The following is a 13,935-nucleotide window of genomic DNA, read 5'->3' on the forward strand; positions in this document are numbered from 1 at the left end:
GTGTGCGGGGGCGCCGTGGGGTGGCGTCCGCGACCCCGCGCGCCGTCCCCGGGCCGCTCTCCGCGCCGGGTAACGACTCTGTTTCCGGCGTTAATTTTCGCGAACGAAGGGTTGGCCCGAACGGGGGTCGTGGCTATCGTTCACGGACTTCACCCAATCGTTCGACTGAACGAGTAAGGGAAGGGTGCCCCCGTTCATGTCCCCGTTCAAGCCCGAGACCTCGCACCGAACAGCCCCCGCCGCGGCCGGGCTGCCACGGAGGTCGCTGCTCACCACCGCGGCGGCGATCGGCGGTGCGCTCGGCGGCTCCGCCCTGCTGAGCGGCTGCTCAGGAGCCGCCTCCGCGTCCCCGACGAGGGCCGTGCCCACCCACGGCCCGGCCGGGCGGCCCGACCGCGGCGGCACCCTGCGCATCGCCCGGCCGCCCGCCTCCGACGCCGAGACCCTCGACCCCGCGAGCGCGCTCTCCGCGTACGAGTACCTCGGCGCGCTCTACAACCGGCTCGTCCGGATCGGGCCCGACGGCACCGTCGCCCCCGACCTCGCCGAATCCTGGGAGCCCGACGCCAAGGCGACCACCTGGACCTTCCGGCTGCGCCGCGGCGTCACCTTCCACGACGGCCGCGCCTTCACCTCCGCCGACGCCGCCTACACCCTGCGCCACATCCTCGACACCGCGACCGCCTCCCCGCAGGCCCCCGTGCTGTCCCCGCTGGTCGACCCGAAGCGGCTGCGCACCCCGGACGCCCACACCCTCGTCGTCCCGCTGAAGAGCCCGCACGCCGAGTTCCCCAGCCTGCTCACCCACTACAACTGCTACGTGGTCCCGGACGGCAGTGCCCGCTCCATCGGCCGCACCGGCATCGGCACCGGCCCGTTCCGGCTCGAATCCTTCGCCGCCGCCGGGCCCGGCCGGGTCACCGCCTACCCGGACCACTGGGCCGGGCGCCCGGTCCTGGACGCCATCGACTTCTACTCCGTCGCCGATATGCAGGCCCGCTCCAACGCCCTGCTCGCCGGACAGGTCGATCTGCTCTCCCAGACCAACCTCGACTTCGCCACCGCCCGGGTCATCGCCGCCTCCGACCGCGCCACCATCGCCCGCGCCGAGAACGCCCAGTGGTACGTGCTGCCGATGCTCACCACCGAGAAGCCCTTCACCGATGTGCGGGTACGGCAGGCGATGAAGCTCGCCTACGACCCCGAGCACATCCTGAAGGCCGCCCTCCAGGGCGCGGGCACGGCCGGCTGGGACAACCCCGTCCCGCCGAACGACCCCGCCCACACCGCCGCCCACCCCGCCCACGACCCCGAGAAGGCCCGCCATCTGCTGAAGCAGGCCGGGCACGAGCGGCTGGCGGTGGACCTCTACACCTCCTCGTACGACCCGATCTTCACGCCCATGGCCCTCGCCTACCAGGAGTCGGCCGGGCGCGCCGGCATCCGGATCCGGGTCAAGACCGCGGCCGCCGACTCGTACTACACCCAGATCTGGATGAAGAAGCCGCTCATGGCCACCTACTGGTACACCGGGCGCCCCGTCGACCAGCTCCTCAACCAGGTCTTCCGCGGCGGCTCCTCGTACAACGAGACCGCCTGGGCCGACAAGGAGTTCGACGCGCTGCTCGACCGGGCCCGCCGGGAGACCGACGCGGGCCGCAGGCGCGAGCTGTACGGACAGGCGCAGACGCTGGTGATCGAGCGGGGCGGGGCCATCACCCCGATGTTCGCCGACCGGCTCGTCGGGATCTCCCGGAAGGTGCGCGGCTACGCCGAGCACGGCTTCGAGTTCGACTACCTCCGCATCGGCCTGAAGGGGGCATGAGGCGCATGCTCTCCTTCCTCGTCCGCCGCGTGGTCTCCGCGCTGGGCACCCTGCTGCTCTCCTCGGTCCTGGTCTTCCTGGCCGTCCAGGCGCTGCCCGGCGATGTCGCCACCCAGGTGCTCGGCAGGGACGCCACCCCCGACGCGGTCGCCGCGCTGCGCAAGCAGATGGGGCTCGACCAGCCCGCATGGGAGCGCTACGGCCACTGGATCAGCGGCGCCCTGCACGGCGACTTCGGCACCTCGCTGGTCACCACCAAACCGGTGGGCGGCGAGGTCGCCCAGTACCTCGGCAACTCCGCCCTCATCGCCGTCGTCACCATCCTCTTCGCGGTCACCGGCTCCCTCGTCCTCGGCATCGTCGCCGGGCTCTACCGCGACCGCTGGCCCGACCACCTGATCTCCACGGTCAGCCTGATCGGGATGAGCGTCCCCGAATTCGTCGTGGCCACCGTGCTGGTGCTCGCCTTCTCGGTCACCGTGCCGGTGCTTCCCGCCGTGGTGCTGTACGGACCGGGCGCCGGCACCGGGCAGCTCCTCCCTGCGGTCTGGCTGCCCGCCGCCTCGCTCGCGATCGTCATGGCCGCGTACATCGTGCGGATGGCCCGTACGTCGGTGATCGACGTCATGGCGAGCGAATACGTCACCACCGCCCGGCTCAAGGGCCTGTCCACCTGGCGGGTGGTCACCCGGCATGCCCTGCCCGGCGCCCTGCTGCCCACCCTCCACGTCATCGCGCTCAACGTGGCCTGGCTGGTCGGCGGCGTGGCCGTGGTCGAGAACGTCTTCAACTACCCGGGCATCGGCAAGCTGATGCTCTCCTCCGTCCAGAACCGCGACCTGCCCGTCATCCAGGCCATCGCCCTCATCAGCGCGGTCGTCTACGTCCTGTGCAACCTCGCCGCCGACCTCGGCTCCATGGCCCTCAACCCCAAGCTCCGCACCCGAGGAGGGAGGATCCGATGAGCTCGCTGGAAGATCCGATGAACTCCCTGAAGGCACCCGCGGGCGCGGCCCCGGCCGCCGCACCGCCCGCGCCCGTCCGGCCCGGTGTCGCCGCCCGCACCTGGCGCGCCGTGCGCTCCTCCCGCCCCACCGCCATCGGGCTCGCGATCGTCGCCGTCCACCTCGTGGTCGCGCTGCTCGCCCCGCTGCTCACCCCCTACCACCCCACCACCGGCGACGCCTCGCACGCGCTGCTGGGGCCCGGCGCGGACCACTGGGCGGGCACCGACAGCTACGGGCGCGACGTGCTGACCCGGGTGCTGTACGGCGGGCGGTACGCGCTCGGCGTCTCCGTCACCGCGACCGTCCTCACCGTCGCCCTCGGCGCCGTCCTCGGCTGCGCGGCCGCCCTGCGCGGCGGCTGGCTGGACGATCTGCTCATGCGGGTCCTGGACGCGGTGCTGTCCATCCCCGCGATCCTCGTCCTGCTGGTGATCGTCACCGCGCTGGGCACCGGATCCGCGGTCATCGTGCTGGCCATCGCCGTCGTCTGCGTCCCCCAGGTGGTACGGGTCGTGCGCGGCGCCGCGCTCGCCGTCGTCCCCCAGGACTACGTCACCGCGGCGCGCGCCCGCGGTGAGAGCACCTGGGCGATCCTGCGGCGCGAGGTGCTGCCCAACATCACCGACGTGGTGTGCGTCGAGTTCGCGATGCGCGCCTCCTGGGTGGTGCTGTTGATCTCCTCGCTGTCCTTCCTGGGCTTCGGCGCCGACCCGCCCACCCCCGACTGGGGGCTGATGGTCTCGGAGAACCGCACCGCCATCACCGTCGTCCCGATGGCCAGCCTCGCGCCGATCATCGCCCTGGCCACGCTGGTGGTCGGGCTCAACCTCGCGGCCGACGGCCTGTCCAAGGCGTGGGGCGTGGACCGGATCCGGGAGGGCTCCTGATGACGGCTATCACGTCGGCGGACGCGAATGTTCCGGCGAAGACGACGCCCATCGTCTCGGTGGACGCGTTGTCCGTGGCCTACCGTTCGGGCGGGTCGGGCGGGCGCGAGGTGCCCGTCGTGGACGAGGTGTCGCTGGAGGTCGGCCCCGGCCGGACGCTGGCCCTGGTCGGCGAGTCGGGCAGCGGCAAGTCGACGGTCGCCGCGACGCTTCTGGGGCATCTGCGGCACGGATCGCGGCTGACCGGCGGACGGGTCGCCGTCGAGGGCAAGGACGTCTTCGCGCTCTCCGCACGGGAGCTGCGGCGGCTGCGCGGCGGTACGGTCGCGATGGTCTCCCAGAACGCGGGCCACGCCCTGACGCCGAGCATGCGCATCGGACGGCAGATCGCGGAGGCGGGCGGCGAGGTGCCCGTCACGGATCTCCTGGAGCAGGTCAGGCTGCCGCACCCCCGCGAACTCGCCCGCCGCTATCCGCATGAGCTCTCCGGCGGACAGCAGCAGCGCGTCGCGATCGCCATGGCCATCGCGGCCCGCCCCAAGGTGCTCGTCCTGGACGAGCCCACCACTGGCCTCGACGTGATCACCCAGCGCGGGGTGCTGGACCTGGTCGGCGCCCTCCGCGAGGAACTCGGCCTCGCCGCCGTCCTGGTCAGCCATGACCTCGGCGTGGTCGCGCACATGGCCGACGAGGTATGCGTGCTACGCGCCGGGCGGGTCGTCGAGGCCGCCCCCACCCGGCGGCTCTTCGCCGCCCCCGCCGACCCGTACACCCGCCGTCTGCTGGCCAGCGTCCCGCGCATCGCGGACGCCGGGCTGGCGCTGGTGGGCGAGGACGGCACGCGCGAGATCCGCCCCCGGGCCGAGGTGCCCGCGGACGCGGCCGAGGCGCTGGACGTACGGGAGGTGACGATCGACTACGGCACCAGCCGCGCCGTGGACGGGGTCTCCTTCAGCGTGCGGAGGGGGGAGGTGCTGGCGCTGGTCGGCGAATCGGGGAGCGGCAAGTCGACGATCGCGTGGTCGCTGGCGGGACTGCGGGGGGCGTCGGGCGGGACGATGAGGGCTGCGTCGAGCGATGCGGCGGCCGGTGCGCCCGGCAGTGCGTCCGGCGGTGACCTGGGCGCCCCCGCGCGGCGGCGTCCGCTCGCCCTGCGCCGCACCGTGCAGCTCGTCTTCCAGAACGCCGACACCTCGCTCAATCCGCGGCGTTCGGTGGGCGATGCGATACGGCGCCCCCTGCGCTTCTTCGGCTCGGCGGGGTCGCGGGGCGAGGCGGCCTCGCGGGCCCGGAAGCTGATCGCCGACGTCCGCCTCGACCCCGACTTCGCCGACCGGCTGCCCGCGCAACTGTCGGGCGGCCAGCGCCAGCGGATCGGGATCGCGCGGGCGCTGGCCGGGGAGCCGGAGGTGCTGATCGCGGACGAGATCACGACGGCGCTGGACGTCTCCGTACAGGCCGATGTGTTGCGGCTGCTGGACGATCTGCGCCGCGAGCGGGAGTTGGCGTGCTTGTTCATCAGCCACGACCTGGCGGTGGTGCGGGGGATCGCGGATCGGGTGGTGGTGCTGCGGCATGGGGTGGTGGTGGAGGAGGGGCCCACGGATGCGGTCTTCGAGGGGCCGGGGCATCCGTATACGCGGGCGTTGATGGGGGCGGCGCTGGAGCCGGATCCGGAGGCGGAGGGGGCGGCGGCTTCGGCCCCGGCCGAGGAGTGGGCGGACGCCGCCGAGCCGGGGGCGGTGTGGGATGAGTTGGGCGGGGGCCACCGGGTGCGCAGGTGGCGGCCGGCGGATGGCTAGCCGTTGGCACGCTGCTGTGGTGAGCCCTCGTCCGCTGCCGCAACCACTCATTGAGAAACCCCAACGGCGAGAACCAGGTCCGCGAGAGCGGCGCCGGCTTAGGCGCAAAAAGGGAGCAGCGTGAAGTACCGCGAGACGTTCGACCGCGAGGTGCGGGTCGAGGACGTATGGATCCCCACCCGGGACGGGAAAACGCGGCTGCACGCACGCATCTGGCGCCCGACAGACGCCGAGACCGCCCCCGTCCCCGCCCTCCTCGAATACCTCCCGTACCGCAAGAGCGACTGGACCGCACCCCGCGACGCCCAGCGCCACCCCTGGTACGCCGGGCACGGCTACGCCTCCGTACGAGTCGATCTGCGCGGCAGCGGCGACTCCGAGGGCGTGATGCTCGACGAGTACACCGCGACCGAGCTCGCCGACGGCGTCGACGTCGTCAACTGGCTCGCGGAGCAGCCCTGGTGCACCGGCAAGGTGGGGATGTTCGGCATCTCCTGGGGCGGGTTCAACTCCCTCCAGATCGCCGCCCTGCGCCCCGAGCCGCTGAAGGCGATCGTCACCGTCTGCTCCACCGACGACCGTTACGACAACGACGTCCACTACACCGGCGGCGCCGTCCTCGGCATCGACATGCTCGCCTGGGCCGGGACCATGCTGGCGTTCACCGCCCGCCCCCCGCACCCCACCTCCGTCGGCGAGGACCGCTGGCTGCCCATGTGGCGGGAGCGGCTCGACGCGCTCGAGCCGTATCTGCACACCTGGCTCGCCCACCAGGAGCGGGATGACTACTGGCGGCACGGCAGCGTCTGCGAGGACTACGGCGCGATCGAGGCCGCCGTGCTCGCGGTCGGCGGCTGGGCCGATCCGTACCGGGACACCGTGCTGCGCCTGCTGGAACACCTCGACGCGCCCGTGCGCGGGCTCATCGGCCCCTGGTCGCATCAGTACCCGGACCGGGGGCTGCCGCCGGGCCCGGCGATCGGCTTCCTCCAGGAGACGCTGCGCTGGTGGGACCACTGGCTCAAGGACGAGCCGACCGGCGTGCTGGACGAGCCGCCGCTGCGCGCCTGGATCAACGACCCCGTACCGCCCGCCACCTCGTACGACACCATGCCCGGCCGCTGGGTCGGCGAGGACGCCTGGCCGTCGCCGTCCGTCACCTGGGACGAACGCCCCCTGGGCGGCCCCGCCGACGAGCCGGTGATCGTACGCTCGCCGCTGCACACCGGGCTGGACGCGGGCCGCTTCTTCCCGTTCGGCAACGCCACCGATCTGCCGCCCGACCAGCGCGAGGAGGACGGCCGCTCGGTCTGCTTCGATTCGGCGCCGCTGACCGGAAGGGTCGAGATCCTGGGCCGTCCCCGCGTCCGGCTACGCCTCGACAGCGCCACCCCGCGCGCCCATGTCATCGCCCGGGTCTGCGATGTGGCGCCCGACGGCTCGTCCACCCTGGTCACCCGTGGGGTGCTCAACCTCCTGTCGAGGAAGGGACGGGACAAGGCCGTGGAGTGGCGGCCAGGGCGCGAGGAGGACGTGGAGTTCGAGCTGAACGCCACCGGCTACGCCTTCCCGCCCGGCCACCGCATCAGGGTCGCCGTCTCCGACGCGTACTGGCCGTGGGTCTGGCCACACGGCGAGCGCGGCCGGCTGACCGTACGGCCCGGGGACAGCGCCCTGCTGCTGCCCGTACGGGATCCGGGCGCCGACGCGGGCCGCCCGCCCATCGTCTTCGAGGAGCCCGAGCAGGCCGCGCCGCTCGCCGTGACCGTCGACCCGCCCGCTGAACCACGCCCCGAGCGGACCGTCACCCACGACGTGGCGACGGGCGAGTGGGTGCTGGACGTGGACCCCAACTACGGCGGCTCCCGCACCTATCCCGACGGACTCCGCTACGAGGAGAGCGCCCGCGAGATCTACCGCATCCGCTCCGAGGATCCGCTGTCGGCCGTGGCAAGCTCTCGGTGGACCATCCGGCTGCGGCGCGGGGCCTGGGACGCGGAGGTCATCACCGCCGTGGAACTGCGTGCCACGGCGGAGGAATTCATCATGGACAGCAGCATCGAGGCACGGGCGAACGGAGAGACAGTGGCCACGCGCGCATGGCACCACACCACGCCGAGGACATCCGCGTGACGTCCCCCGCCGAACGCCGCCCCCCGCGCCGCGCCGTCGACGCCTCGCGCCGCACCCGGCAGCCCACCGAGGTGCGCCGCCGCCTCATCGTGGAGGCCGCCGTTCCGCTCATCGCGGAGCGCGGCACCAAGGGGGTCGGGGTGCGCGAGGTGGCGGCCGCGGCCGAGGTCTCGGTCGGCACGGTCACGTACCACTTCGAGAGCGTGCAGGAAGTCCTCTCCGAGGCGATGGTGCTGCACATAGAGCGCTACTACGCCGCGTTGAGCGAGGCCGCGGCGACGGCCACCAGCGGCGCGGAGGGGCTGCGGCTGCTCATCGACGCGCTCTTCACGGACGACACGGACCAGCACTGGCGGATGTGGTTCGACTACTGGAACGCGGGCGAACGCGACCAGTCCTTCGCCCGTGGCCAGGCCGAGCGCTACGAGGCATGGCACGGCGAGATCCGGTCCCTGGTCGAACGGGGCCGGGACGAGGGCGACTTCGTATGCGACGACCCGGCCGACTTCGCCCTCCGCTTCTCCGCCCTGGCCGACGGCCTGGCCCTGCGCCGCCTCCGCCAGGCCCCCGCCCTGACCGTGGCGGATGCCCGCCGCCACCTGCGCCGCTTCGTGGCGGCGGAGCTGGAGGGCTGAACGGGGAGTGCCCCGCCCCTCCGGGCACCGGCACCGGCACCGGTGCCCGGAGGAACGGGGACAGGGCGCCTCAGGACAGGGCGCCTCAGGTCACCCGGCGCAGAGGATCAGGCTGATGCTGGCGCCTCTGGGCACGGCGTTCGGGCTGTGGGGGGAGACCTCGACGACCGTGCCCGGCTTGCCGTTCTTGCCGCAGTCCACCTCGCCGACCTTGCCGAGCTTGAGCTGCGACTTCAGCAACTGCTGCTTGGCGAACTCCAGGCTCAGGCCCCCGAAGTCGAGCTTGTACTTGCTGTCCTCCAGCGCGACGTAGGCGGCTTCGGGGTCGGCGGTCGCGGTGCCGGCGGCGGGCCTCGGGCTGTCCGAAGCGCCGTTGATGGAGGCCAGGGCGGTGCCGCCGCCGACCACCACGAGGGCGGTGGCGATGCCCGCTATGGCCGTGGCCCGCTTACGACGGGCCTTGCGCACCATGCCGGCCGTGTCGAAGTCCGGCGCCTCGGCCGCGTTCACAAAGTCGTTCATGGCGTTCACCAATTCCTCTTCGAAGGGCGTAGAACCGGTGCAGCCGGGAGGCCGCGAACCATGCGAGGTCATCGGGTTCCTTCCGTGGGCTGCCGCGGTGAAGGGCCGGAAAGCGCGGGGAACTGGCTTCTGAGCTTGTCCATGCCACGGGAGAGCTGGGACCGCACGGTGCTGGGTGAGATGTTCAGGTCCGCCGCGATCTCGGCATCGGACAGATCGTGGAAGTACCGCAGCACCACGACCGTGCGCATGCGCATCGGCAGACCCTGAAGGGCGCGGACCAACTGGTCCCGGCTGTCGATACGCCTGTACTCGTCCCCGGCAACCGCCCGCTCGCCGCTGTCCTGGTGCGGAACCATGCGGCGGAACCTCCGCCACCGGTCGTTGGCCAGGTTCACCATGATCCGCCGGACGTAGGCGTCCGGAGCATCCTTGGCGGCGATCGTGCGCCACTTACGGCAGGCCCGCTCCAGCGTCTCCTGGACCAGGTCCTCCGCCGCCTCACGGTTCCCCGTCAAGACAAGGGCGCCGCGGAACAACGCGGCCGACCGCGTCGCGACAAAACCATGGAAGTCCATCTCAGCCGAACCGGCCTCGGCGAGGCCGGTTCTCAGCTTCCACTCAGTTGCCAGATCCACACGTCCTCCCTTCCTGTCACCCCTCCTTGACGGGGAGGCCCGCTCATCTGCTGCATGGCCACGATGAGAGCTGGGTCACAGGGCGAGGCGCGCGACGGGTCCGCGACGGGCGGCGAACGCGGCGGCGGTGGAGTCGCCGTAGGCAACTCCACCGCCGCGGTCGGGGCAGGGGCTTACTCGTGGGCGCTGATCACACCGCCGGCGCTGAGCACGATGTACACGCCGTTGGCGTCCATCCCGGCGTCGTGCTGGTTCGCCTCCAGCGTGCCGTCCACCGAGCCCTCGTTGCCGATGATGTCCGCGCGGAAGTGGGCGTCGCCGACCTTCGTGACCTTGGCCGTCCAGCCGCCCGCGAGCTTGAAGGTGCCCGGTCCGCTGTGCTCGCCGCCCATCCAGGAGTGGACCTCGCCGCCCAGCGTGAGCACGACGTACATGCCGTTGGCGTCGAGCCCGGCGTCGCGCTGGTTCGCCTCCAGCGTGGCCAGGACGGCACCGTCGTTGATGATCTTGAGGCGGTAGTGCTGGGTACCGAGCTTGTCGATCTTGGCCGTGCTGCCGTCCGCCAACTTCTGGCCGCCGGTCGAGGATGGCGCCTTGTCCGTATCGCCCGTCTTGGCGTCGGGCTTGGCGTCGGAGCCCTGCGCTCCGGAGGAGGAGCCCCCACTGCTGGACTCGGCGGAGGCCGCGGGCTTCTTCGTGCCGGTGTCGTCCGTGTCGTTGTTGCAGGCGGTCAGGCTGAGGCTGGCGGCTGCGATCAGGGCGGCGGCGGCGATGCGAATGGTGCGGCGACGAGCGGTGCGGACAGTGGTGTTGGCGTTCATGTCGGGTCCCCCAGGGGCAGTCGGTGACGTCGTTCTCGGTACGTCACCCACTCTGGCCGGGGCCGCTACCGCAAGCCTGCCGCTCCGCTAACACCCCGCTAACACGGCCGTTAGCAGGATGAAGGACGGGCACGTTGAAAAGCGGTGGAGCCGCGCTCCCGTGTGCCGTTAGCGTGGTCTCGCCCACAGTCGCGCTGTCAAGGACATGCCGTTGTACACCAAGTGAGACCCCCCAAGCGCTGATCCGTCGCGCGTCGCGCATATGCGGCGTGCTGCTTTTCGCTGTGGTTTTCTCACTGGAAGCGGTTCACTCTGTGGCCAAGAACTGGGCTGTCGTGCCCACCTGCCTCCCGATCAACGCCTGGTCCCTCGCGCTGTGCACCAGGTGCGGAGACACCACCGAGCCCGACCCGGTCGTACGGCGCGATCGGCCGGCCTGGCAGTCGCCGTACGGTCCGCCTCCGCGCCGGGCACACCGCGGCCGGTGGGCGCCGGTGCCGGGAGTGGTCGGGGCTCGGTCCGCTGTGCGGCGTGGGAATCTGTGCCAGCGGTGCGACTGAGCGCCGAGTCCGGCGGCGATCGGATACCAGGCCCTAGGCGCGCCGCACCGAACGTCCCGCCAGGACGTCCGTCCGGCGGCCGTTCTCGATGACGAAGCGGCCGTCGATGAGGACGTGGGGGATGCCGGTCGGCAGGGTGCGCGGGGTGTCGAAGGTCGAGCCCGCCGCCACCGTCTCCGGGTCGAAGAGGACGAGGTCGGCGCGGTAGCCCTCGTGGATCTGCCCGCGGTCGGGGAGGCGGAGGCGGGCCGCGGGGCGGGAGGTGAGGTGGGCGACGCACTCCTCCAGGGTGAGGACGCCCAGCTCGCGGACGTAGCGGCCGAGGTACTGCGGGAAGGTGCCGTACGCGCGGGGGTGGGGCTTGGCGCCGTGGAGGATGCCGTCGCTGCCGCCCGTGTGGACGGGGTGCTGCATGATCGCCTGGACGTTCTCCTCGTGCCCGACGTGCTGCAGGATCGTCGGGCCGAGGTGGTCGTCCAGGAGGAGGCGGCGGGCGGTGATCCAGGGGGCCTCGCCCCGTTCGCGGGCGCTCGCGGCGATGGTCCGGCCTACGTAGCCGGTGAGGGACGGGTCGTTCACGCCGGAGATCTCGATCGTGTCCCAGTCCATCGGTACGCCATGGCAGCCGTCCGCTCCCTCCACCTCCATCACGTGGCGGATGCGCTCGGCCGTCGCGTCGTCGCGCAGCCGCGCGAGCGCCGCGTCGGGGCCGCCCTCGGCCGCCCAGCTCGGCATCATCGCGGCCAGCGTGGTGCAGCCGGGGAGGTAGGGGTAGGTGTCGAGGGTGATGTCGGCACCGTCGGCGAGGGCGGTGTCGAGGAGGGTGAGGAGTTCGGGGGCGCGGCCCTTGTTGAGGCCGAAGTTCATGGTGGCGTGGGCGAGGTGGAGCGCGCAGCCGGCCTCGCGGGTGAGGGCCACCATCTCCTCGTACGCGCGCAGGGCGCCGGCGCCGTAGGAGCGGTGGTGCGGGCAGTAGTAGCCGTCGTACGCGGCCACGACCCGGCACAGCTCGGTGAGTTCGGCGTCGGAGGCGTACATCCCGGGGGTGTAGGTGAGGCCGGAGGAGAGGCCGACGGCGCCCTGCTGAAGCCCCTCGGCCACCAGCTCCTTCATCCGGGCGACCTCCGCCGGTGTCGCGTCGCGGTCCTCCCAGCCGACCGCGAGCATCCGCACGGTGCCCTGGGGGATGAGGTAGGCGGCGTTGACCGCGATGCCCTGGCCGTCGAAGCCGTGGTCCAGGCGGTCCAGGAACTCGCCGACGGTGCGCCAGGTGAAGTCGATGTCGGAACCGTCGCCGTTCCAGCCGGTGATGGCCGTACGGATCTGGGCGAGGGTCCGGTCGTCCACGGGGGCGTACGAGAGCCCGTCCTGGCCGATGACTTCGAGGGTCACGCCCTGCGCGGCCTTCGCCGAGTGGTCGGGGTCGCGGAGCAGCGCGAGGTCGCTGTGCGCGTGCATGTCGATGAAGCCGGGGGAGAGGACGAGGCCGTCCGCGTCCACGGTGCGGCGGGCGGTGGGGCGCGGCCCGCCGCCGTCCTCACGGACGACGGCGGCGATCCGGCCGCCGTCCACGGCCACGTCGGCCCGGTAGGCGGCACCACCGGTGCCGTCGATGACGCGTGCGTCGCGGATGACCAGGTCCATGGGTGCGTCTCCCTGTGCGCGGAGTGGGGCGGGGCCCCGGAGGGATCAGAAGAAGGTGCGGATGTAGTCCGTGACCGTGCCGTCCGCCTCCGCCACCGGAATGAGCTGCCACTTGTCGAAGCTGGTGCACGGATGCGAGAGCCCCAGGGCCACCCAGTCGCCGACCTCCAGCTCCGTGCCGTCCGCGACGGTGACCCAGGCGTGCTGGTCGGAGAGGGCCGTGATGGCCAGGCCCGTGGCGGGGCGGGTGGCGCCGTCGCGGGCGGAGCGGATGAGCTGGGGTGCGGGCAGGTCGAGGTCGTAGGCCGCGTCCCGCTTGCCCGCGTTGAGGAACGCCTGGCCGGGCTCGGGGCGGGAGACGACCTGGGCCCACAGGCGGAAGGCCGGGTGCAGCTCGCCCTCTTCCGGGACGCGGTTGAAGGGGGTGAGGTGTCGGTAGTGGCCGTCGTCGTGGGAGACGTACGCACCCGAGCGCAGCAGCTTCAGCACCGGCCGGGACAGTGTGGGCAGCTCCGCGAGGACGTCCGCGACCGCGTCGAACCACGCGCTGCCGCCCGCGCTGACGACCACCTCGTCCACGCCCTCGAAGCGGCCCGCCGCGTCGAAGTCCGCGGCCAGCGCGGTGAGCCGGCGCAGCCATGCCCGTACCCGCTCGCCGTCCGGCTTGGGCACCTCGCCTTCGTAGCCGGCCACGCCGACCAGCCGCAGGGTCCCGGTGGCCGCGACCGCGTCGGCGACCGCCGCGCACTCCGCCTCCGTACGGACCCCGGTGCGCGCTCCTTCGCCGCCGCCCAGCTCGACCACCACCTCGACCGGCCGCCGCGCGCCCGCCTCCCGCAGCGCCGCGTCCATCAGCTCGACGCCGCGCACCGAGTCGACGTAGGCGATGAAGCGGAAATCGGGGTCGGCGTCGAGCTCGGCCGCGAGCCAGTGCAGGGCGGCGGCGTCGACGACCTCGTTGGCGAGGAAGATCCGCTGGATGCCGAAGGCCCGGTAGACCCGCACCTGGGTGGGGACGGCCGCGGTGATGCCCCAGGCCCCGTGGGCGAGCTGGCGCTCGAAGAGCTGGGGGGCCATGGAGGTCTTGCCGTGCGGGGCGAAGGCGAGCCCATGGGCGGCGGAGTAGCGCTCCATCGCCACCAGATTGTGCTCCAGCGCCTCGGCCGACAGTGCCAGGACGGGCGTGGTGAAGCCGCCGGTGAACAGGGACCGCCGCTCGGCGGCGAGCTCGCCGACCGTAAGGCCCTCGGCGCTCGCAGGCAGCCCCTTGAAGCGGTGGTCCACGCGCTCCCGTGCGAGAGCGGCGACGGCCTGGTCGCTGTGGTCGGTGGCCATGGAGGCGCCTCCATTACGGATTACGGTTGCAATCTCTGCAACGTTCATTGCGCATATCGCTTAGCGCTGTCTAACATCCCGCCCAGCACCGGGTCAACGGTGTGTGGCTGACCCCCATCCGTCCAC

11 protein-coding genes are annotated in these 13,935 nt (G+C 72.4%); 6 read left to right on the forward strand and 5 right to left on the reverse strand.

Going from position 1 to position 13,935, the window contains the following annotated elements; genetic code table 11:
* The first annotated feature begins 196 nt into the window (after positions 1-196).
* The 6 genes from J5X86_RS08215 (at position 197) to J5X86_RS08240 (ending at position 8,289) form a co-directional block, all read left to right on the forward strand.
* On the forward strand, positions 197-1,825 hold the full coding sequence (locus tag J5X86_RS08215) for an ABC transporter substrate-binding protein (protein ID WP_208516081.1): 1,629 nt from the start codon (positions 197-199) through the stop codon (positions 1,823-1,825).
* Positions 1,826-1,830: 5 nt separating this feature from the next.
* Positions 1,831-2,790: an ABC transporter permease gene (locus J5X86_RS08220; RefSeq protein ID WP_208516157.1), complete on the forward strand. Its 960-nt coding sequence runs from the start codon at positions 1,831-1,833 to the stop codon at positions 2,788-2,790.
* A gap of 17 nt (positions 2,791-2,807) precedes the next feature.
* Entirely contained in the window at positions 2,808-3,719 is a 912-nt protein-coding gene (locus tag J5X86_RS08225; protein ID WP_208516158.1) for an ABC transporter permease, read from the forward strand.
* Positions 3,719-5,521: an ABC transporter ATP-binding protein gene (locus J5X86_RS08230; RefSeq protein ID WP_208516082.1), complete on the forward strand. Its 1,803-nt coding sequence runs from the start codon at positions 3,719-3,721 to the stop codon at positions 5,519-5,521. Before J5X86_RS08225 ends, J5X86_RS08230 begins: the two co-directional genes overlap by 1 nt.
* Positions 5,522-5,641: 120 nt before the next feature.
* On the forward strand, positions 5,642-7,654 hold the full coding sequence (locus J5X86_RS08235; protein ID WP_208516083.1) for a CocE/NonD family hydrolase: 2,013 nt from the start codon (positions 5,642-5,644) through the stop codon (positions 7,652-7,654).
* Complete coding sequence (locus J5X86_RS08240) at positions 7,621-8,289, forward strand: TetR/AcrR family transcriptional regulator (protein ID WP_208516084.1); 669 nt, start codon at positions 7,621-7,623, stop codon at positions 8,287-8,289. Before J5X86_RS08235 ends, J5X86_RS08240 begins: the two co-directional genes overlap by 34 nt.
* A 90-nt stretch (positions 8,290-8,379) precedes the next feature.
* On the opposite strand, the gene J5X86_RS08245 is transcribed toward J5X86_RS08240, so the two are convergent.
* The 5 genes from J5X86_RS08245 to J5X86_RS08265 all read right to left on the reverse strand — a co-directional run bounded on the left by J5X86_RS08245 (position 8,380) and on the right by J5X86_RS08265 (position 13,809).
* The gene (locus J5X86_RS08245; protein ID WP_243979691.1) at positions 8,380-8,811 is read right to left on the reverse strand and encodes a hypothetical protein; all 432 of its coding nucleotides are present in this window, start codon (positions 8,809-8,811) and stop codon (positions 8,380-8,382) included.
* Positions 8,812-8,879: 68 nt separating this feature from the next.
* A complete protein-coding gene (locus tag J5X86_RS08250; RefSeq protein ID WP_374229230.1) occupies positions 8,880-9,449 on the reverse strand; it encodes a SigE family RNA polymerase sigma factor in 570 nt (189 codons plus the stop codon).
* A 173-nt stretch (positions 9,450-9,622) separates the two neighbouring features.
* On the reverse strand, positions 9,623-10,270 hold the full coding sequence (locus J5X86_RS08255) for a hypothetical protein (protein ID WP_208516086.1): 648 nt from the start codon (positions 10,268-10,270) through the stop codon (positions 9,623-9,625).
* A 593-nt stretch (positions 10,271-10,863) separates the two neighbouring features.
* Positions 10,864-12,474, reverse strand: a complete 1,611-nt coding sequence (locus J5X86_RS08260) for an amidohydrolase family protein (protein ID WP_208516087.1) — start codon at positions 12,472-12,474, stop codon at positions 10,864-10,866.
* A 45-nt stretch (positions 12,475-12,519) separates the two neighbouring features.
* Positions 12,520-13,809 carry an amino acid deaminase gene (locus tag J5X86_RS08265; RefSeq protein ID WP_119991261.1) on the reverse strand — a complete coding sequence of 430 codons (1,290 nt, stop codon included), beginning with the start codon at positions 13,807-13,809 and terminating at the stop codon, positions 12,520-12,522.
* Positions 13,810-13,935: the final 126 nt, after the last annotated feature.

The sequence above is a fragment of the Streptomyces sp. NEAU-YJ-81 genome (genome assembly GCF_017592595.1).
In the GTDB taxonomy this organism is placed as follows: domain Bacteria; phylum Actinomycetota; class Actinomycetes; order Streptomycetales; family Streptomycetaceae; genus Streptomyces; species Streptomyces hygroscopicus_B.